The sequence below is a fragment of the Sphingopyxis sp. GW247-27LB genome (assembly GCF_002277025.1).
Classification (GTDB): domain Bacteria; phylum Pseudomonadota; class Alphaproteobacteria; order Sphingomonadales; family Sphingomonadaceae; genus Sphingopyxis.
This window is the reverse complement of the sequence record NZ_NIWD01000019.1, coordinates 109,802-130,682: the sequence shown is the minus strand read 5'-3', so window position 1 is coordinate 130,682 and position 20,881 is coordinate 109,802. Positions and strand designations below refer to the sequence as shown.

Below are 20,881 nucleotides of genomic sequence, written 5' to 3'. Positions count from 1 at the left end.
GTCACCAAGCCTTCGACAACGTCAGGCTTATTACCCTCCCAAATGGCGAATGATTGATCGAGTCATATCGGAATGCCGCCGGATCGACCGTTCGAATGAGGCTGGGCTTCTCATTGAACAGATTTTGAATAGCGATGGTCAAATTCGTGCCCGACAGCAGGCCGCTCGCCCTCGCGCTTCGGAAGGTCGCGACAGTGTCGAACGTCACAAAGGATTGGACTCTCGCACTTGGCTGGAATCGATTGTCTTTGGTGCCGCCAACAAATGATCCGGACGCACTTAGCACGAAATTGGCTTCCTCCCAGCTCGCGCTCATTCTTCCGCGCCAATGCGGCGGCTGAAATATCAAGCCCGCTTGCGGCATGGTCGGAAGATTGGCCGTTATCCGCCGAGAGCTATCGAGGTAGCTCAGCGCTCCCTTGAATGACAAAGTCCTGTCGTCTCCAAGATCATGGAGAAAACTCACCGATCCGTCGAAACCTTCGGCCGATTGCAGAGATATATTCTGGAGCTGATCGTTGACGATCGCTGCGACCGCGCCGGGATCGAAGGCGGCGCCTGTAAAATTTGCGAATGTGCCGGTAAGGCCGTCGACGATCGAGAGCACGTCCGTCGCCGACGGATTGAGCGCTACAAAGTCGCCAAATACCGGAAGCAATGCACTTGTCACCGGAGAAATCGGCTCCGCGACGCGATTTTTATATCGAATCCTGAAGTATCCCAAGTCGATCCTCAGCCCGGGAACGCTCACGGGCTCGATCGACGATGACAGACTTAATGTGGTCGCACGTTCCGGCTGAAGGTTCCCATTGCCGCCAAATACCAAGAGCACGGGATTCGCGTTTGCGGGCGCGGGGTTGAAAATGAATCCCGGCACCAACTGTGCATTCGTCGTTTGGCCCGTCTGAAAGAGGGTCGGAACCTTGAACGATTTGCCCCAACTTGCTTTGAGTTCTAACCCGTGGATGGGCGCGTAAATCAGCCCCAGCTTCGGCGTCGTAACACGGTCGATTCCTCTATGATCCTCGATGCGGATTGCGCCATTCACCTGCAGTTTGCTTGCGAAGGCGACCGCATTTGTCTCTGAAATCAGCGGCAACGACACTTCGCCGTAACCGAACAAGACTTCGCGCGATTCACGAAAAACATCGATTGGCGCCTCAACGCCGCCGACAATTCGGCGAGAATCGACGCGAAGACGGTTGGAGCGATAGCCCGCCCCGATCGCCAATCTTGCGTCGCCGCCGGGCAAACTAAAAATTGGCCCCTCTGCGCCAATCTCGCCTGACCTCAGACTATTATCATAATTGGGCAAGGCGCGCATTGTCTCGACACCGCCGGCATATGTGAGATTCGAGATCGTGTTGTTGCTCTGGCTGTACGTTCCAAGGATATTCAGATTCCAACCCGAGGGCAGTGAAAAGCGGAATGCCGGGGATACAGACCAGCTGTCGACGCCCGAGGCGACAACACTCCCTTGCCGGTAACAGCTGATCGAAACGGCGGCGCTGGTCGGCGAAATACAGCGCGCCGTCGTGCGATGCGTAAAGTGGCCGTCAATCTCAAGGACACTTGTATCGGAGATTTCTTGCCTGCCTGCGAGGACGATGCTCAATTGCTTTTGACCGGGCACGACAGTGGAGTCGGGAAGAAGGTTGCTGGTATAGGGTCGCTGCCGTCCTTTGATTTCGCCAGTTCGGGAGAAGTCGCCGGCGAGCATAAAGCTACCACCGTTCCACGAAGGACCTCCGACAGCGCTATATTGCTGTGCAAAGGCTCCGCCCTCTGTCGCGGCGCCGATCCGCGCGGAAGTGAACAACCGGTCAAAGGTGCGCCTGAGAATGATATTGGCGACGCCGGCTACGGCGTCCGATCCATAGAGTGCCGATGCGCCGTCGGTTATCACATCAACGCGCTCAATCGCCGCCAGCGGTATTGCCGAAATATCGATGCCTTGACTGATGGCATCGAATGCGACGCGATGGCCGTTCAATAGCGTCAGCGACGCATCTGGGCCCAGACCTCGCAGATTGAGAGTCGAGGAACCGGAGACGTTCGAAAAACTGCCTTGGCCGGTCGGCGCGATCGTGGGATTCTGACCGCCCGAGAAGTTCTGCGGGAGATCGCGGATCACTTGACCGAGATCGGTTTGGCCCGCCCGCTCCGCATCGCGCCGCGAAATGGTGGTAATCGGTGAGGTCGTCTGACCACCCCGAATCCGCGAGCCCGTCACCACGATCTGTTCGTCTTGAGCAGCCAAAGGTTCGCCGGTGAAGGAAAGCTCTTCCGCCGTCGACCGCACTGGGGAAGGCACAACCATGTAGGTCCGCTGTCCAGTCGATCTTACGGTCAGCCCCGTTCCGGCGAGCAATTTCGAGAGAGCCTCTTTCACCGTCATCGTTCCGCGGACTTCGTTTGTGCGAAGACCCTTGGTAAATCGTCTGGCGGCTGCGATCTGAATCTCCGCCTGGCGCCCGAGCGCCGGAATCCCGGTCTCGGCTGGCTGCGCGGGAACGTCGAATGAACGTGTTTGGGCAGCGGCGGGCGTTGGCATCGCCACGACACAGATGGACGCCGATGACGCCAGAAGAATGCTGCTTTTGGTCCCGAAATTCATTGAATTGCCCCCTCATTCACGGGCCGTTGAAGCCCTGTCATTGAAAGGAGCCTTCCAAGAGAATTTTCCTTATTTATTCCCTCAGAACGATGTCTCTTTAGCGGGCAACAATCTTGATTTCCTCGGGGTTTGTGAGGTCGAGGGACCGATCGAAGCTTCCAGCAATGACCCGCGCGAAGCCTTCGGGATCGTTTGTGCGGAATACTCCGTCGAACTCCTCGCCCGCCAAGCTCGGATCCGCCAAGATGACCTTCCGCTTATTATAGCGATTGATGTCGGCAATGGCGTCTTTCACGCGCGTTCCGACAAGATCAATTTTCCCAGTGCGCCACGCAAGCGAACGTTCGACAACGTCCGGTTCCGATTGCTCGCGAACGACAGCAGAGCTGTCACTCACGATAGCGGCCTCGCCCGCCCGAAGGCGCATGCGCGGACTTTCGTTGCCGATCTTCCAAACCTCAACGACGCCTTCGGTGACGCCTATCTCGGCGCCATCTGCGCGGCGCCTTACCGCGAAGGCCGTTCCGACAGCTCGAACCCGGATGTCGCCAGCCTCGACCTCAAAGGGACGAGTGGTATCCTTATGAACCTCGAACCACACCTCGCCGCGATCGAGGCGAACGACCCGGGCCTTCTTGGCGAAGGCGATCTCGACCTTGCTGTCCGTGTTAAGGGCCGCGGTTGAGCCGTCATCAAGCGCGACGCGACGCACTTCGCCAATTTCGGTGGAGTACGAGCTGCCGGCATCGGCAAGATAGAGACCACCGACAATCGAGGCCGCGAGTGCTCCGCCAGCCCATAGCAGCAGGCTTCGGCGACCGGGGTCGGATACAGGTTGTTCGACATCCTCATTGATCGATTGAAACGGACGCTGATCGGATAGCGTGGTCCATAGCGCCTGAGCTTGCACGAGCGCGCCCCGATGGCGAATGTCGAGGTTCAACCAGTCCTCGAGCGCGACGTCGTCGGCCTCGGTCCAATTCTCGGAGTCCATACGCGCAACCCACTGAGCGGCGGTTGCGTCGATAGAGGCGCTGGTTTGGGTCATCGGCGCGCGCCTCCCTCACCAAACCGTTGCATGGCTTGGTCCGCCCGATACTCAGCATCGCGCCATGCGGCGCGAAGATACCGAACTCCAAATTGCACATCATTCTCCACAACCGATTCCGTTACCCCCAACGCCGCTGCGATCTCACGCTGGGAGAGACCATCGAATTTTCGCATTTCGAGAATGCGTCTGCATCGTTCCGGAAGATCCGGTAGCAACGCGATGAGCTTTGCCAGAGCATGCCGATCAGCGGCCACTGTCTCGGGATCGGGAAGGTCATCGACTAACGCGTCCTGCAGGTCCACAATCGATTCGATCGGCACGATCTTCGCTCGCTTGCGCGTACGAATGAGCAGGTTGCGGGCCATAGCGAAGAAATAAATGTTCGGCTGCTCGATATGCTCGACGCTCTCGATCGTAGCAAAACGGCAGTAGCAATCCTGCACAATTTCGTCGGCTTCTTCCGGCGAGGCGCGCGATGCGCGAAGCCAAGCGCGCACACGATGTTCGTGTGGGATGACCCACTGAGCCACCCACCCCGCCCGCCTTCGGAGCCGATCCCGGTTCATGTTCGGCTTCGTCGCTAACCTCCCGTGCTCGCTCGACGTCTCTTTAGTGGAAAGAGCCTCAGCAAGGAATTTTCCTTATTTCGAGACTGGGGATCCTTTGAAGATGAATTAGTCTGACCGAGCTTCGACATAGACTTGAAGCATCGCCCCGATCGATTATGGATATGGCTGTGGGGCGGACAGAGCCGGCAATCGCTCCATGGGATTATCCTGCCGGGTATCACTACGCTCGTTGTTTGCGTCGAGCGGTCGCGGTCGAAATTATCGATGCGGCACACCTTGCATCAGTTTGGCACCGGCGATCCCGGGCGCCCGACATCTGTCGGCCCGAGAGGCCAAGTGCATTCATGTCACCGAACCGCGATCTCCGCAGCCCGACGGGCGGGCTGAATGCAGAGGACTCGTCCATTGTCGACGGCAAGGCCGCGATCGAGGAAGATATTGAGTCACTGTTCCGGAAGGAAGCTCCTCGCCTCACGCGGTATTTCCGCGCGCGGCTTCGCGACGGCGACGATCCGGGCGATTTCGTCCAGGAGTCCTTCGTTCGTCTCGTGGGATCGTTGGCGCAGCGAGCGATGCCGACACCCGGTGCCTACCTGCAACGCATCGCCCGCAATTTGCTTTACGACCGCAGCAAGCGCGCGGAGGCGCGACTGGCATCGTTTCATGTGCCGATCGGCGAAGGATGCGAACCGGCTGTCTCGCCCGATCAGCATCACGGTATCGAAGCTGAGGACGTGATGCGAGCTTATCGCCGCGCCTTGGCCGAGCTGCCCGATCGCACGCGAGAAGTATTTCTGCTTCACCGTGTTGACGAGCTTGCCTACAGAGAGATTGGGGAAAAGCTCGGGATTTCGATTCCCACGGTGCAATATCATGTCGCACGCGCTCTCGCCCACATCGACGCGGCCCTGGAGCGGGAATGAACGAAGATAATGATACGCCAAAGCGGCCCGGTAATCTGAGGGACGAGGCCGCTGAATGGTTTGCGATCATGCGCGGCCCGGATGCCGATGCGCGCCGCGAAGAGTTCGAAGCATGGCTCGCACGAGGTGCCCTGCATCGCACGGCCTATAACAAAATCGCGGAGACCTTCAGTATCGGCAAAGGGCTGAAGGAGGATGCGCCGGACGACGCTGGCTCTGCCGCGCCGAGCCCTGCCAGTCAGAAGCCCGGAATACTGAAAATGGCCGGGCTTGCACTGTGCCTCGTCGGCGCGGCGGCGGTGCTCTATCTCGGCGTGGTTTCGCCCGGCACGCTCAAGCAGGATGGCCCCAAGATCGCCAATGGGGGCACCGCCGGTGGAAACTCGAGCCAGCTGCAGAGCAAGCTCGGTGAAATCCGGGAAGTGCAGTTGCCAGACGGATCGCGCGTGACGCTCGATACCGATAGCCTTGTGCTGACCAAATTTGACCGGGACCTGCGTGATGTTCGGTTAGTACGCGGCCGTGCCCGGTTCAATGTAGAGAAGGACAATCGGCCGTTCGTCGTGGCAGCGGGAAATGGGACCATAACCGCGCTGGGAACAAGCTTCGACGTTGGCCTGGCTCGCGACGAGCGGGTCACGGTCCAACTCTTCGAAGGCTCGGTCGACGTCCGAGTTCGAAGAGATCTGTCTGCGGCTGAAACGCCAGTCCGGCTTGCCCCTGGTCAGCAGCTGATTTTCCGGGCCGAGAAAGCGGCGGCCCCGATTCAGGTGACCAATGCGCCCGTTACCGATCGGCGTTGGCCCGAAGGGGTCAGGGAGTATGACGGCGTGCGGCTCGGCGATGTCGTCGGGGAAGCGAACCGCTACGCGACCGGGCCTATTTTGGTGGCGGCCGCAGACGTCAGCGACAGAAAAGTTTCAGGCACGTACCGCCTTCGAGATGTCGAGCGGCTAGCCGAGAATCTCGCCGATATGCTTCGCTTGGCTCTCATTCGCGGAAACAATCAGCTGCTTCTCGTCAAGACGTGCCCATCACCGCGGAAGGAAAACTGCACTCCGCCCTCATAATTCGAGAGCCTCGCTCGTCGCTTCCCCAACACCGGCGCGCTCGCCGGGACAGGGAGGCGAAATTCATGTCAGTCAGGGACCAAATCTTTACGTCCGCGATCGCGATCAGCGCGGCGCTGGCGTGCACACCCGCGGCCGCGCAAACCGAGCAGCGCCGCGGTTATCAACTCGAAGCCCAGGACTTGGGTACTGCATTGCGCGCGGTCGGGCGAACGTCGAACAGCGAGATATTCTTCGAGACAAACATCGTAGACGGGAAGCGAGCGCCGGCCCTGAGAGGGCAATACACGCCTCGCGAGGCCGTAGAAGCTCTGATCCAAGGGACGAACCTCGTCATCCTCGAACGGCGGGGGGCGATCATTCTCCGCGAGCGATTTCCCGCGTCGCAAGCGACGGTGAACGACAGCAGCGGTCAAAGCGAGATTATCGTTACCGGATCGCGCATTCGAGGAGGCCCGGCTACGTCGCCCGTGACCACAATTTCGCGCCGCGACGCGGAACGAGCCGGACAGACCGACCTTGGTCAGGTCATTCGTGATATCCCGCAGAATTTTTCGGGCGGCCAGAACCCGACAATTATTGCGGCAGGCCAAGGTGGTTTCACGAACGTCTCCGGATCGTCCGCCCTCAACCTCCGCGGTCTCGGGCCAGACGCATCGCTGACGCTCTTCAACGGACATCGGGTTGCCTTTGACGCTGTGAGCCAAGGTATCGACATTTCGGCGATTCCGCTGTCCGCTATTGAGCGGGTCGACATCGTAACTGATGGGGCGTCAGCGCTCTATGGGTCGGATGCGGTTGCCGGCGTAGCGAATGTGATCCTGCGGCGCCGGGTCGAAGAGGTCGTCACGTCTGTGCGCCTTGCGGGAACGACCGACGGCGGAGGCTTTACGCAACAGTATAATTTAGTGGGTGGTCCTTCCTGGAGCTCTGGAAGCTTGATGGCGGCCGCCGATTTCCAGAAAGCAGACGAAATCACCGCCCGCCAACGCGCTTACACCGGCAACTTGCCCCCGGACGCGACACTTATACCGGGTCAAAAGCAGGTCAGCATTGTGGCAGCTGGTCGCCAGATCCTGGGCGATGGCATCAAGTTCGAGATCGACGGGCATTATATGCATCGCTCTACGGCACGGTGCATCACGGCGTCGGTATCGCCAAGCTGTTATGGCCAAGGCAGTGTGGTGTCATCGACGGCTGACAGTTGGTCGGTATCGCCGTCTCTGGAAGTTGGACTGAGCGGCGACTGGTCGCTTCGTTTTTCCGGAACGTACGGAGAAAGTGACACGTCGATAGCAACGCGTGTCTTTTTCAACCGGGCCGAGGCCTCGCTTGCGTTGCCCAATTATGCAAATGCGTTGAGGTCCTTTGAATTCGGCGCCGAAGGAAGTTTGTTTCCACTTCCAGGAGGCGAAGCAAGGCTCGCAATTGGTGGCGGTGTCCGCACAAACAAGCTGACAGTCGATTCCCGGCGTGTCGTCGGTGGGATCGAAACGCCGATCGACATATTCACGGAGACGCGAAAGGTCACCTTTGGCTACGGCGAGCTCTCTTTGCCGTTTGTATCCCCGAGCAATTCGCTGCCACTCGTCAACAAATTTCAACTCGTCGGAGCCTTTCGGTTCGAAGATCATCGAGGTATCGACCAGGTGACGACGCCCAAGGTTGGTGTCGTCTATTCTCCATCGAACGGCGTTGATTTCAAAGCGAGCTGGGGCAAATCGTTCAAGGTTCCGACCTTGTATCAGACCGGGCAGACGTCGAATGCGCAGCTCCTTCCGGGCTTCATTTTCTCGCCCGCACCGACGAGCAGCAACCCTGTGCTCTATCTTTTCGGCGGCAATCCGAATCTCACCCCCGAGCGCGCTACGACGTTTACCACGTCGCTGACAGTCGAGCCCTTTGAAGGTCTGCGCGCGGAGCTGGGATATTTCCATATTCGCTACCGTAACCGCGTGAGCTCTCCCTTTTCTCCAATTACGAGCGCCCTGCTCCCGGTCTATGCGGCTTTCGTGCGGCTGAACCCGAGCGCCGCTCAGGTGAATGGTGCAATCGACGACATTTCGGGCGTCTTCGAAAACTCGTCGGGCCAAGCCTTCGACCCAGCCGGCGTGGCGGCAATACTCGATAATCGGCTTCAGAATATTTCGCTGCAATCGCTGAGCGGCATGGACGCCGCAGTGAAATATTCGCACGATTTCGGCGACAGCGGGAAAATACAGATCAACGGCACGGTAACCTATCTCGATAGCACCCGTCGGATTACCGCGGATTTGCCCCTGATGGCGCAGTCGGGCCTGATCTTCCGGCCACCCCATTGGCGCGCGAGATTGAGCGGAGGCTGGGAAAAGGATAATGTCAGCATCACCGCGATAGGAAGCTATATCGGCCCCGTGCGGGACGATCGCTTTCAGCCGATTACCTCGGTGCCAGCGTTCGTAACCGTCGACACGGTTCTGCACCTTACTACCGAACGAAACAGCGGCCTCCTCGGGGGGCTGGGTTTCACGGTTAGCATCCAGAACATCTTTAATGAGAAGCCGTCTCCGATCCGCTTCGTGGATCCCGCCGCGCTTCGGTACGACTCTGTCAACCAATCGACGCTCGGGAGAACTTTCAGCCTGACGCTATCGAAGGCTTGGTAGAATGGCCGAGCGAATTGCAACGACTGCGTCGATGATATTCTGCGCGCTCTGTGCCTTAGCTGGAACAGCGAAGGCCTCGGAGTGCGGAGAGCTTCTGCCGCCGAGTAACGTGGCTGATAATCGCTCCGGCGTCACGCCCGAGCAGCTCCTGAAACTTCGCGATATTGGGCAAGCCTATGGCGGAGATCCAAGGCGCCATCTCTTCACATTCTCTCCCGACGAACAATCAATTTCGTTCCAAATTCACAGAGCTGACCCTTCGACGAACAGCTATTGTGTCGGTTTGGTCGTCCTGCCGACCCGCAATGGAGGGCGGCCTCGCCTGATCGACATCAGTCATGATCTCATTATGGACCGGCCTGCCTGGTACGGTTGGTCAGCGTTCCCAATAGGCACGCCGGCAACAATCACCCCGCGGTGGCTTCCAGGAGGGCGGCGGATTGCATATCTGAAACGCGCCGATGGCTTAACCCAAGTCTGGCTCGCGAACGTGGATGGCTCGGGTGCCAAGCAATTTTCTCAATCTGCTACCGACGTCGACGACTTCCGTCTCTCTCCTGATGGGCGTTCGATCGTCTATGCGACGCGCCCGGAGATTCCGGAACTGCAGCGGCAGATCGATGTCGAGGGGCTCACAGGCTGGCGCTACGACCAGAGAGCTTTTCCCGTTCGAGGGGCTCGACCTCAAGTTCCGGCGGCCTCCACCAAGTTCGTGCTGAAAGACATCGAGAGCGGGCGAGAGAGGGCTGCGACTGACGATGAAGCCCATGAACTTGCTTCGAGCGACGAATCACAACCACGGGCCGTCAATATCGAGAGGCAAGAAGCATGGAGCGAGCCGGAGAATACGGCGATCTATCCGCCTGATTATCGCCTCGTCGTCAGCAGCGGGCAGGCCAATCTCTCGTGCCCATCGACAATCTGCAAACTCGATCGATCTTCGAATGTCTGGTGGGCCGGCGACGGGAAGAAGGTAATTTTCACACGCCGGGAAGGCTGGGCGAACAGCCTGACCGGAATTTACACGTGGAAACCCGGCGACGAGTTGCCAAAGCGGGTCTTGGTGACGGGTGATGCTCTCATCGAATGTCAGCCCCTGGGGGCCGGACTGCTCTGCCTGCGCGAAGGCTCCCTCGAACCCCGCCACTTCGTAAAGTTCGATTTCCGGAACGGAGCATCGGAAAAGCTGTTTGATCCCAACCCCGAAATAGGAAAATCGAACTTGGGTCGCGTTGAGCGTCTGCATTGGCGCAACGCGCGGGGCGTGCCGTGGTACGGCGACCTGATTTATCCGGTCGGCTATCAGCGCGGCACTCGCTACCCGATGGTGGTCGTCCAGTATCGCACTAGGGGATTTTTACGTGGCGGCACAGGCGACGAGGTCCCTATTCAGACGCTCGCCGACCAGGGCTTTCTCGTGCTGAGCGTGGACAATCTGACCTATGAGGACATTGTCGGCCGACAAAAGACTGCCGAAGAGCGAACTGCTGCATTCAACCGTGACTTTGCCGGTAGAAAGCACATCCTTTCCGCAATCGAATCGGCGATCGAAATCCTTGCTGACAGAAATCTCGTGGCGAAGGACAGGATCGGCATCACCGGTCTAAGCGACGGCTGCACAACAGCAAAATTTGCCGCGATTAACAGTGACAAGTTCGCCGCTGGCTCCGTCTCAGGCTGTGGCCTCGAGCCAGATCAAGATGCAGTTCTCGGACCAATGATCGCTCAGACGTATCACGATAGTGGATGGCCTCGGCTTATAGACAATGCCGCGGGCATTTGGTCACAGATAGCTTTTGTCCCGCAGCCTCAACGTGTTAGATTTCCCTTGTTGTTTCAAGCTGCCGAGAACGAGTATCTGGCGATGGTCGGCAGCCATACCGCTCTTCGACAGTCGGGAATGCCGAGCGACCTTTTTGTTTTTCCTGATGAGGATCATATCAAATCCCAGCCGGCGCACAGGCTCGCCGTTTACCGCCGAAATTTGGATTGGTTTGGGTTCTGGCTCAAGGACGAGATCCCGTCGGACCCAACTCGAAGGACAGAAGTCGAGCGGTGGCAAGAGATGCGCAAATATTGGCTGGGCCATGCCGGCGCACTAAATGCTCAGGCGGGAAGTAAGGAAGGCGAAGACCAATGAGCAATCCATGCTTCGGTATCGACCAGCTCCATGATCCGGGCGCAGTCATTTCGTTGAAGGGGCGCACCGTCACGCAATGCTGCTTCAAGCGCTTTGCGATCGATTAGACGGTTCGCGGCCAACTGACCGTTCAATAGGCGATCAGCGATTCCTGCGCGATGGCGATGGATGAAGTCCCCTACGAACCCGTCGGGGCTACCCTTTCCATGGCGTCCGACAACTCTCGGCGGAAGAGCACCTGAGAATGCCCGGCGAGCCGCTGAGCGGTCCACCCCGCCTTCGCAGGCTTCCCACGATGGAATTCCCAAGCAAGCTTCAATGACCGGTTGCGACAGAAGAGGGCTGATCATCGGCACGGCCAATTCCTTGTCGCGATGCTCGATGTGGTTCATCGCACGCAAGATCATGGAAATATGGCCGACCTTGCCGAGCGGCGCTTCAGCCGGCGCATTCAACCACGGATGCTCGACAGGGCGTGCAGCTTTGTCAGCCAAAAAATCGGGGTCGAGATAGTCGACATCGGCATGCCAGCCTGTTGCGCCACGGCTTCCGCGAGATCCAACGCGAATGGCTTCGCGGAGGACGCGCCAAATGCTGGCGCCCGTAATGGTGCAGATATCCGAGATTGTGTCTATCAAACCCTTGGACAGACCTTCGGTTCTGTATCTGTCGACGATCGGCCTAGCCGAGTGTGTGAGATAGAAGACATTGTCACCGCCGGCACCCACGAAGAACGCATCTACATTCAAACGGTGCGCCGCGTCGCGGACGGCTCGGTTGTAAGCTCTCTCGTGAGATTTTCCATTAGGAATGGGCACAGCTTCAGCAACTGAACGATCGAGATCGATGGCGTCGCTAACGTATTCGCATTCGAAGAGTTGAGCCCCGATTTGCTCGCATACCAGACGCGCATACAGCCGCTCGTCGCCGACAGGATCGGATGTGACAGCAGTAAGGCACTCCAACCTCTGAGAAGCTTCAGCGAGGCAGACGGCTACGATGGACGAATCGAGGCCACCCGACAGCCCAACCAGTGAGTGCGGATAGCAGGCAGCCCACGTGGCGTGCGTATCTCGGAGAATCTGTCCAAGCCGGTCACTTCGCTCCGCCGTGCTTTTCGAAAAATCAGTTTCGACGTGGCTCCAGGGATTCCAATGCTGCGAAATCTCTTCCCTTTGACCATCCCATGTCAGCATATGGCCAGGAAGCAGCTGCTTTATCCCGGCAATAGCCGTTTCAACTCGCGGGAGCTGACTGAAATAGAGCGTCTGGCCAACCACCTCTAAATCCACGGATGGTCGCAGGAGTCCCGCGCTTACAAGGAGCGGGGCGTCCGAAGCAAAGGCCGCAAAACCTGTACCGGCGACTTGATAACAAGGTAGCCCGCCTGAAGGGTCGCGCAGGATAACCACACCGGTTGGGCCATCGGCAACATGGACGTAACTTCCCCAGAAGTTTGAGATCAACTCCTCCGAAGATCGAGCATTCTGACGCATCCCCGACGGTGATTTCGGGTTGGAGCCTTTTTTCCGAAAAATCTTTCCGATGGTTACTCCGTCTCCGATCGGATTTCGGTTCACCTCTCCGGTATCGGTGACCATCACGATCAGCCTATTCGTTCGGTATGCAATTGGCATTGCCGCCTGTACTGCGAGCGAATGGAGGCGGTCATCGTCCCAATGTCGCGGGTCGAAAGCCATTGCGAGGTATCGGAGCGGCCTCATATCGCCAGAATCGGCGTGAACAATTTGGCTCGGTCGGGCTTCTCATTGTAGATCGTATATCCGTGTTGCACCCAGCAATGCGCGGCAAATGGCGCTTTCTGGACGCCGATGACTGCTTGCACGGTCAGACCGTTTTTTTGACACACGGAAGCGAGCGCAAAGGATCGCTCCAAGCATTTGTCATGGCTGCCGAGCAGTAAGTCCGAAATCTCGAACGCTCGGACTATTTGGCGCGCATCTGCCGGTCTGCGCGAGGTCGCGCGTCTTCTAGGCTCGCGAAGACGACGCATCTGTCGATCAAATCGCCAGTGTTTGATGCGCCACGCCCAGACCATCCTTGCAAAGAGGGCCTCGATAATTCCCAGTAGCGAGGAACGCACTCCCATCGTGTCCAAGCCCGCCACCGGTGCCGGCACCTCCGGGATTTTCGGATCGGTTCCATCGCAGTCGCCTTCCGTGGAGCGAAGGATCCGGAGTTGCTCAAGCCGTCTAAGTGCGGCGGCTTCGTGATCGCCGATCGCCTGGTTCGTCAGCCAACGACGAAGGATATCGTTCTGGCTGTGCGGGAGTGCGAAGTATCGCTCGGCCTGAAGGTCTAATAGAATGACCTGATCTCCGCAAACGCAGAGGTGGATTCCATCTTGAATCTCAAACGCCATGATGCGGCCAGAGAAGGATTGGGCGCGCGATCTTTGGCAGTCGCGCGCCCTCCCCTTCAGTCGTCCGAAAGGCCGGCGAACGGCAGCTTGCCGCCGATGTTGTCATTGTCGACAAGGCCCGGGCCTTTGGTTTCCTCGGTGACGCCGCCGAGATCGATGAGATCGTCATTCTGTTCGTGGTTCATGATTCTCTCCATTCGCTTTCGATCGCTGCGGAACGCAGCATTCGAAGGCTAGTGCCGCTGCCGGTGATCAGCGATGCGATAAGCCCCCGCATATGAGGGCACTCTCGGTTGGGCCTTGCGCGTAACTTGGATCAGTTCAGGGGAGCGACTTCATTCTCATTGGGAATCAGTACGAACGTTCGTCCCGGCTAGGACTCCCGATGGCCGCGGCGATTTCAGCAACGCGTCGCTGACGCCTGCGATGATAGGCCCAAATTGACCGTACGAGGTCTGACCATCGACCGCGTACGGTCAAGGCCTGGACCGCCCGTAGCTCGTCCGCCACGCCGTTGAGAACCGCGGGCTCCCTCAACCTCGCTACGCTGAGTCGCTCCCCTGCAGAGGCGACGGCGCATGCAAGTTCGCTACTTGAAGATACGGCCGCGATTGCTGAAAACAATCGAGCCGTGGCAGTCGCAATGCTGATCGGCGTGGTCAGCTCCGGCAGAGGATCGATGATCAACTGCACGGCTGGTTTGGCATCGATGCGCTTCGGATTCAGGGCGCTGCGAACGAGCTGGCCATGCCAAAAGTATAGGTCGCTCAGTTCGGCCACACCGACATTTGGTATTTCGTAGCCGCCTCCGGCGTGCAGTGAGAGCAGGCGTTCGCCAACAAGCTGGGAAGCGGCATTCCGGATCGGCGTTACGCTCGTGCCATAGTCATCGGCCAGCGATCGCTCGATCAGCGTGGTGCGGGGTGCAAAGCGGCCACGAAGGATATCTTCCTTCAGGAGCGCGTATACACGAGATGATGTGGCGGGGCTCGAGAGCATCATGATGAAAGCCCAATCTTGCCGCCGCGATCGCTCAAATACCGGATGCGATCGCAAATGGAGGTGGGTTGGGCAGGCATCCAATCAGTTTCGCGATTCTTCTCGTGGTACTTTGAACGGCTTGGGCAGAATAAATCAGCAAAAACCGTGCGGTCAAAAGAAACAGTCCTCAATTTTGGAGCGACTTTCTCCGTTGAACTGCAATCTCTGGACCATTTTCTATGGGGATTTCTCCCCGGCATGTGCGACCGCCTCGTCCAGTCGGGCCAATGCCAGTCCCATCTGCAATTGCACTTCCGCAACCCCCACAAGCAGTTGCTCAGCGATTGTTTCATATGGCAATCCGTCCAGCGCATGTGCGAGAAATATCTGGCGCATCTCCTCCGGCATGTCAGCTACCGCAGCTTCGAAGCGTCGACGATCCGGCGTATCTGCTCGGGCGGGAAATACAGTTGAAATTTTCACCCAGGCACGAACCCAAGTCGTTCCGTCCGGGTTGACCTCGATTACCCGCTCATCCTGATCAATTCGGAGGAACGATGTCGTCGCCCATCGTTCGCGAGCTTCCCGGATTGCTGGATGCGGGGGTGCCGTCAGGCGCTTCAGTTCCTCTGCCACGCGTGCGGCGAGTTCTCGCCTTCGTGCCCGGCGCTGGAATCCCATTCCGACGAGTTCGCCGTTTTGCAGAGAATGGAGGAGTTGCTGGAGAAGCTCCGATATTTTGCGGGTGATCATGATATGGGCCCTTCGGAACGACCGACCGTTCGCAAAGCTGTACGGGTCAGCCTGGGATATGACGCGCAGTCACCGGAACGCCGGGCTCAAACTCGCTCGACATTCCACTGACCCGGCCTTTCGCTTCCCTCTCCCCTTCTTCGCGTCCATATGGACGCTGAAATCCTTGGGGGTCTGCCTCATCCGATGATGTAGGCAGGGTGCGTTGGGGTCTGCATGACTGAAAAATTTCCGCTCGATCGCTTTGTGGAGGTTCAAATTCTCACCTATGCGCCTGCGCTCGCCGAATTACGGCGAGGGGCGAAGCGGACGCATTGGATGTGGTGGATTTTTCCTCAGCTTGCGAAGCTAGGTCGCAGCTCGACAGCGCAGCAATTTGCGATTCATTCTGTGAAGGAGGCTCAGGCCTATCTGGACCATCCGATTCTAGGGCCACGTTATCTGGAATGCGTGACGGCTCTGCAGGACCTCAATACCAGCGATGCGGATGCAGTCTTCGGAGAGATTGACGCCAAGAAGCTTCGCTCATCGCTCACCCTTTTCGAGCTAGCCTATCCACATCCGCTGTTCAGCGCTGCGCTTGATCGTTGGTTTAGCGGTGCGCGCGACCCGATGACGCTGCAGTTGCTCGGTAAAGCATGAACAGGCCAATGCTGGGGATTGATCCTGTAATCCCGGGGCTCGGTTCCCCTTCACCCGCCCCTTTCCGCGAGCCCGCTTGATCGATGGTCGCGCGGGCAGAAATTGTTGCGCGACGCGCGGAACTTAGTTTCACTTGATCAAAGGGGAATCCGGTGTGGAAATATATTTCAGCGGCTTGCGTCGGGCTGTCAGCGGCGCTCTCAGGCCTAATCTGGTTGGCACGCACGTCGCCCGCCGCGTTCCTGCGGGACGCTGATCAAAACTTGGCCGAGTGGTTAAGGCGGGCAGGCGGGGATAGCCCGCCTCTGCACATTGCTTCCGGACTCGTCGATCACGCAGGCTGGATCATTATGGCGCTGATCGCGGTCGGCGGCATCGCTGCCTATATAGGCCTCCGCTCGCCATTAATGATCAGAGCGCTCGAAGTGGCCATCGACACCCCCAGTCAGGGCAGCAGCGCCCTTTGGCTGACCGTGAAGAACCGGTCGCGCACAAAGATCGAGGGCGTCCAGACACACTTGACGCGGGTCGAACCTGAGGTCCCGGCATTCCCGGTCCAAGCGCTTCCGCCTTTCGAACTTTCGACAAAAGGTGCCCTCGAAGCACACCGGTCGCAGACCCAAGCGCCTCTATCAGTTGATTTCGTGCTGGCTGCCGGTGCTACCGATAAATTTGAAATCGCGTCGCTGGCAAGCGATGGCGCGTTGGGATGGTGCGTGACGCATCCCGCAGGGGATGCAACCTTCCTCCTCGACAAGACCTACATCCTGACGGTCGAGGTCACGGGCGGGCACCGGACCGCCAAGGCTCGGATTGAGTTGGCGCTCATCGACAACGAGCAAGGGAAATGGACCGCCGCATTGTTGAGAAACAACTGCATCGCTCGTGCCTGGCAGTGGCTGCAGGCGCAGCAACGGCAAGCGGAAGGTCAAGTCGCGTGGGGACAAGTGCATGATGAATTTGGCTGACATGTCCGAGATGGACACTTGCTTATACCGCATCGTCGCCCTCTGGAGATGCACGACCCGGTTGTGAGCCGCCCCTTTGACCTGGCAGGGTTTCGAGCCGCCTGCACGGCCGCGTCAATTTGGTTCAGACGCCGTGACGGAGCATGTGGACCTTCCGATCACGAAGCCAGCATGTCGATGTCGAGACCCCGGTTATTATTCGCTCTCCGGTCCTCAGCATAGTAGAAGATCAGGATCACCTGCAGCGCGTGGTGGCCAACAAGTCACGGTGCGTTGCTGGATCGGCGTAATGTCGCTTGCGCCTGCGAGAGGGGATTCATCGAGTTCGCTCTTCCCATCAGACCGCCTTAAGGCGTCACTTTTTTGGCACGAAATTCGCGGCAAAATAGTCGATCACTTGGGCCGCTTGGGTGCCACGCCGAAACTGTTTCTGCGCCGCGAAGTCGACGGTTGGAATCAGGTGAATGAATTGATCCTCGGCATAGAGCGGCATCAGCTTCTCCGGGTCCAAGCCCTCGCTTCGCAAGCCTGTCATGACATTGGCCGCCTCGAGTGCCGCACCGATCATGACATCTGCCAATTGGACGGCCGGGCTCGTCTTTGAGTCGACCTGGACGACTTCTGTCAGCTTCAGCGGGAATTTGAAGCTGGCGATCTCGGATTGGCGAAGCTCGATCTCGCCCTCATGGTCAATGAAGCTGCACAGGAGATCATGATAGGTTGCGAGATTCTTCGACTGATCATGCTCGACGCGATAGGGACCATCGCTCATCACCTCCATGCGGGTGATGAGCGATTGCAGGACAACCAATGCCGCATCGGTCGTTACACCTTCGGTCGCGATCGCCGACAGGCATTCCGGGGCGGCATATTGGGCGAGCGGACCGATGGCTTCGGAAAATTCCTCCCACTTCGTCTTGCGCGCTGCTTGGACAAGGTCCGTAAGAGCCGCACGCGTCTTTTCCTTCGTGGCGCGCTGGAATGCGGCGAGCATCGCTTCGAACTCCGGCTTGCCGAGCAGCGTGGGACCTGCCGTCGCCAGCAGCGAGGCCATCCCATAATTCTGGCCGTCTTCATAGAAATTGCAGCCCCGCTCATAATACCATGGCTCGACGGCATAGTCGCAGAACATGAGGATCAGCAGGAACCGCTTGTCGCAGACATAGGTCACAGATTTATATGTGCGCAGCAGCTCGGCGAGGAGCGCAAGCAGGCGTGGATGGTTGCCGGCACGGCGCGAAAGTGCGCGATATTTCAGCTCGCCAGCCTGTAATCGCGGGAAATATTCCCTGATCAGCCGGGCGGCCTCCTCATCTTCGATTGCGATGGCGGCGGCACCCTGGAACCGCTGGTCACGGTTCAGGAGATCGAACCCGGTGTAGCCGCTTTCGTCGATCCGGAAGCATTCCATGGCTCAGAAGGGAATAACGTCAGTGCGATGAAGAGCAAGCACCTGTTTGGCGCCCGTATAATCTTGGCTTGCAAGCTCGGCGTGGATGCGCTCGGCGATGTCGTAGACCTTGTACCAAGGCGCATCGTCGATCAGCCGATGGACCTCATGCTCGATATTGCCCGGCGAACAATTATTGGAATCGGGTCGCTTGAGCAGCGCCTAGCAGCCATGCCGCGCATGCCGCCTGGTCCAATGCCAGCGGCACAACCGTGCATCAGAACAGCAGCTCGAACCTCCTCCGGGGCATCTCCTCTGGTAGTGATTTCAACATCGGCGCCGTGATAGCCGTGGCGTTCCGAGAATGAAGCTGAGCCCATCATGCGGAAGCGATAGCATCGCACTCGCAACCGCGATACAAATCCTTGGTCATTGCGCATAAATACCAAGGAACTATATCACTGCTATGGAAGCAGTGAGTCACCGCGATCGGGCCCTTGAGGTGGCACGTCAGTGCGGCATCGCACGCGGCCGCGATTTCGACGCGGCTGGTGTCACGCGCGCAACCGTGAAACGGCTGTGCGACCAAGGGGTACTTCAGCAGATCGGGCGTGGACTTTATAAACTCGCCGACGCGCCGATTGATAGCGGCACCAGCTTGGCGGAGGCTGCCCGGATCCAGCCGAGGGGCGTCATCTGCCTCCTCTCGGCGCTGCAGTTCCATGAGCTGACTACCCAGACGCCACATATGGTCTGGATGATGCTAGGGCAGAAAGACTGGGCTCCCGTGAACGCATCGGTCGCGCTCAAGATCGTGCGCGCGAGCGGTGAAGCGCTTACTGCGGGTGTCGAGACCCACATGATCGATGGCGTGCCGGTTCCGATCACCGACCCGGCAAAAACGGTCGCCGACTGCTTCAAGCATCGGAACAAGATCGGTATCGACGTGGCGGTCGAGGCGCTGCGCGACTTCATGAAGATCCGTTCCCGCCGCGACCTCAACCAGATTTACCGCTATGCGCAGCTCGATCGCGTTCAATCGGTGATGCGGCCGTATCTTGAGGCGATCGTGTGAGCGCAGTACCCAAGAATGTCGCGATCTCGGTCCGCGACCGGCTCGTCGCGCGGGCGCGCAGCCGGCGGGAAAATGCGCAGCTCCTGATGACACACTATGTCATCGAGCGGCTGCTCTATCGGCTGAGTCGTTCTCAGCACCGCGACCGCTTCATCCTGAAGGGTGCGATGCTTTTCAGCCTGTGGGCCGACGCGCCGTATCGCGCGACCGGCGATCTTGATCTGCTTGGCGCGGGTGAGAACACGCCAGACAAGCTCGCCTCCATATTTCAGGAAATCTTCGCGGTGGAGGTTGAGGATGATGGGATCCTATTCAGGCCGGACACGCTAAGGGCTGCTGCCGCGCGCGCGGAGGATGAATATGCTGGCGTCCGGATCGACTTTCTCGCCGAACTCGCGGGCGCACGGCTGCCAATGCACGTCGACATCGGCTTTGGCGATGCCGTCACCCCGGCGCCTGTCGACATCCGCTATCCGTCGATGCTCGACCAGCCGATGGCGGAACTGCGCGCCTATCCGCCGGAAACGGTTGTTGCCGAGAAATTCCAGGCGATGGTGGCGCTCGACATGATCAACACCCGCCTGAAGGATTTCTATGACCTTTGGGCGATCGCGAATGCTTTCGAGTTTGACGGCACCGTGCTGGCGCGCGCGATTGCGGCGACGTTCGAGCGGCGCCAGACGAAAGTCCCGGCTCAGATTCCGGCCGCACTCACCGCGGCCTATGCGGACGAGAGGCAAGCCCAGTGGGCGGCCTTTCTCAGGCGCACCGAGATAGTACTCGCGCCAGAGCCGTTTCCGGATGTTCAGGCGCAGATCGAGCGTTTGGTGATGCCGCCAGCCTTAGCCCTCGCCAGCGGCGCGGGCTTTGAGGGGCGCTGGCGTCCCGGTGGTCCGTGGGAGATTTGATTCATGGATGTGGTCAAGGCAACGCCGACCGATCTCGCCGCAGTTCTCGCGTGGCTCGAACGAGAGTATGCGGAGGATGGCGAGGGCTTCTGGTGCAATCGGCGGATCATCGAGAATGCCCTCGAGCATGGCGACCTTTGGGTCATTCGCCGCGGCGTTGAAGCCGTAGCCGTGCAAGTGGGCGACTATGCGGCCGACATTGTTAGCGTCCGCAAGGATTGCCGCCGTCAGGGGCTCGGCGACGCGTTGTTTGCGGCGTCGTTGCAGCGGGCAATGAACGACAATGTGAATGTCTTGTCGATCGAATGTTCGCCGCGAAGCTCGTGGACCTTCTGGCAGCGTCACGGTTTTGAGCGGTACGGTGACCTGAGCGAGTGGGGCAAGATCACCGCGCGGCGAATCCTCCGGCGATCGTTCGGCCTGCCTGCCAACCTGCTCACCGCAGATATCGTGATCGGCTTCTATCCGGAGACAGCAACGTACGGACGCGGCCCAGTTCCACCGATAGCGTCCCATCGTATTCGCGGCAGCCGTCTCGATGATGGCACGATCATGCTGGAGCGCCGGGTCATCGGTCTTTGCGATGACGAACCGGAGGGAAAAGATCTTGCCGTCAAGATCGAGGTTGACGGTGAGGTTCGCTGCTTCTGCAAGGCGAAATATGAGGAAGCCGAGGAAGCCGGTGTCACGCGCGACTGGAAAGGCGGGGCATTCTATCTCGACGTGGTGGAGCCCACCGTTAAGTAATTGGCCGACGCCCGCCGGC

At 58.9% G+C, this 20,881-nt stretch carries 18 protein-coding genes; 9 read left to right on the top strand and 9 right to left on the bottom strand.

What is annotated here, in order from left to right; all coding sequences use genetic code 11:
• Position 1: 1 nt before the first annotated feature.
• From CD928_RS22570 to CD928_RS22560, 3 genes are all read right to left on the bottom strand, one after another.
• The gene (locus CD928_RS22570) at positions 2-2,617 is read right to left on the bottom strand and encodes a TonB-dependent receptor (protein ID WP_095389356.1); all 2,616 of its coding nucleotides are present in this window, start codon (positions 2,615-2,617) and stop codon (positions 2-4) included.
• 97 nt (positions 2,618-2,714) lie between these two features.
• On the bottom strand, positions 2,715-3,665 hold the full coding sequence (locus tag CD928_RS22565; protein ID WP_095389354.1) for a FecR domain-containing protein: 951 nt from the start codon (positions 3,663-3,665) through the stop codon (positions 2,715-2,717).
• Positions 3,662-4,198, bottom strand: a complete 537-nt coding sequence (locus CD928_RS22560; protein WP_176473675.1) for an RNA polymerase sigma factor — start codon at positions 4,196-4,198, stop codon at positions 3,662-3,664. Before CD928_RS22560 ends, CD928_RS22565 begins: the two co-directional genes overlap by 4 nt.
• A gap of 383 nt (positions 4,199-4,581) precedes the next feature.
• Here CD928_RS22560 and CD928_RS22555 point away from each other — a divergent pair, with 383 nt between their 5' ends.
• From CD928_RS22555 to CD928_RS22540, 4 genes are all read left to right on the top strand, one after another.
• Complete coding sequence (locus CD928_RS22555) at positions 4,582-5,160, top strand: RNA polymerase sigma factor (protein WP_095389350.1); 579 nt, start codon at positions 4,582-4,584, stop codon at positions 5,158-5,160.
• Positions 5,157-6,230: a FecR domain-containing protein gene (locus tag CD928_RS22550; protein WP_095389348.1), complete on the top strand. Its 1,074-nt coding sequence runs from the start codon at positions 5,157-5,159 to the stop codon at positions 6,228-6,230. The genes CD928_RS22555 and CD928_RS22550 overlap by 4 nt, the downstream gene beginning before the upstream one ends.
• Positions 6,231-6,295: 65 nt before the next feature.
• Positions 6,296-8,875, top strand: a complete 2,580-nt coding sequence (locus tag CD928_RS22545; RefSeq protein WP_095389345.1) for a TonB-dependent receptor — start codon at positions 6,296-6,298, stop codon at positions 8,873-8,875.
• 1 nt (position 8,876) lies between these two features.
• A complete protein-coding gene (locus CD928_RS22540) occupies positions 8,877-11,015 on the top strand; it encodes an Atxe2 family lasso peptide isopeptidase (RefSeq protein ID WP_095389344.1) in 2,139 nt (712 codons plus the stop codon).
• Here CD928_RS22540 and CD928_RS22535 read toward each other — a convergent pair.
• The 5 genes from CD928_RS22535 to CD928_RS22520 all read right to left on the bottom strand — a co-directional run bounded on the left by CD928_RS22535 (position 10,982) and on the right by CD928_RS22520 (position 15,132).
• The gene (locus CD928_RS22535) at positions 10,982-12,616 is read right to left on the bottom strand and encodes an asparagine synthase-related protein (protein WP_176473674.1); all 1,635 of its coding nucleotides are present in this window, start codon (positions 12,614-12,616) and stop codon (positions 10,982-10,984) included. The two genes, CD928_RS22540 and CD928_RS22535, sit on opposite strands and share 34 nt — an antisense overlap.
• Positions 12,617-12,735: 119 nt before the next feature.
• Positions 12,736-13,398, bottom strand: a complete 663-nt coding sequence (locus CD928_RS22530; RefSeq protein WP_095389341.1) for a lasso peptide biosynthesis B2 protein — start codon at positions 13,396-13,398, stop codon at positions 12,736-12,738.
• 56 nt (positions 13,399-13,454) lie between these two features.
• Positions 13,455-13,583, bottom strand: coding sequence for a benenodin family lasso peptide (locus CD928_RS23205; RefSeq protein ID WP_176473673.1), 129 nt, complete (start codon positions 13,581-13,583; stop codon positions 13,455-13,457).
• A gap of 166 nt (positions 13,584-13,749) precedes the next feature.
• Positions 13,750-14,400, bottom strand: coding sequence for a GntR family transcriptional regulator (locus CD928_RS22525; RefSeq protein ID WP_095389339.1), 651 nt, complete (start codon positions 14,398-14,400; stop codon positions 13,750-13,752).
• A gap of 216 nt (positions 14,401-14,616) precedes the next feature.
• Positions 14,617-15,132 (bottom strand): sigma factor-like helix-turn-helix DNA-binding protein, encoded by a 516-nt coding sequence (locus CD928_RS22520; RefSeq protein WP_095389337.1) that lies wholly within the window; start codon positions 15,130-15,132, stop codon positions 14,617-14,619.
• 216 nt (positions 15,133-15,348) lie between these two features.
• Between CD928_RS22520 and CD928_RS22515 the strand changes: the two genes are divergently transcribed.
• Positions 15,349-15,774, top strand: a complete 426-nt coding sequence (locus CD928_RS22515) for a DUF1810 domain-containing protein (protein WP_095389335.1) — start codon at positions 15,349-15,351, stop codon at positions 15,772-15,774.
• A gap of 350 nt (positions 15,775-16,124) precedes the next feature.
• The gene (locus CD928_RS22510; RefSeq protein WP_095389332.1) at positions 16,125-16,742 is read left to right on the top strand and encodes a hypothetical protein; all 618 of its coding nucleotides are present in this window, start codon (positions 16,125-16,127) and stop codon (positions 16,740-16,742) included.
• A 355-nt stretch (positions 16,743-17,097) separates the two neighbouring features.
• Here the strand turns inward: CD928_RS22510 and CD928_RS22505 are convergent, their stop codons facing one another.
• On the bottom strand, positions 17,098-18,153 hold the full coding sequence (locus CD928_RS22505; protein ID WP_095389331.1) for a DUF3800 domain-containing protein: 1,056 nt from the start codon (positions 18,151-18,153) through the stop codon (positions 17,098-17,100).
• A 445-nt stretch (positions 18,154-18,598) separates the two neighbouring features.
• On the opposite strand from CD928_RS22505, the gene CD928_RS22500 reads away from it, so the two are divergent.
• The 3 genes from CD928_RS22500 (at position 18,599) to CD928_RS22490 (ending at position 20,862) form a co-directional block, all read left to right on the top strand.
• The gene (locus tag CD928_RS22500; RefSeq protein WP_095389330.1) at positions 18,599-19,207 is read left to right on the top strand and encodes a type IV toxin-antitoxin system AbiEi family antitoxin domain-containing protein; all 609 of its coding nucleotides are present in this window, start codon (positions 18,599-18,601) and stop codon (positions 19,205-19,207) included.
• An 86-nt stretch (positions 19,208-19,293) separates the two neighbouring features.
• A complete protein-coding gene (locus CD928_RS22495) occupies positions 19,294-20,115 on the top strand; it encodes a nucleotidyl transferase AbiEii/AbiGii toxin family protein (RefSeq protein WP_255247300.1) in 822 nt (273 codons plus the stop codon).
• 3 nt (positions 20,116-20,118) lie between these two features.
• Positions 20,119-20,862 carry a GNAT family N-acetyltransferase gene (locus CD928_RS22490; protein WP_095389326.1) on the top strand — a complete coding sequence of 248 codons (744 nt, stop codon included), beginning with the start codon at positions 20,119-20,121 and terminating at the stop codon, positions 20,860-20,862.
• Positions 20,863-20,881: the final 19 nt, after the last annotated feature.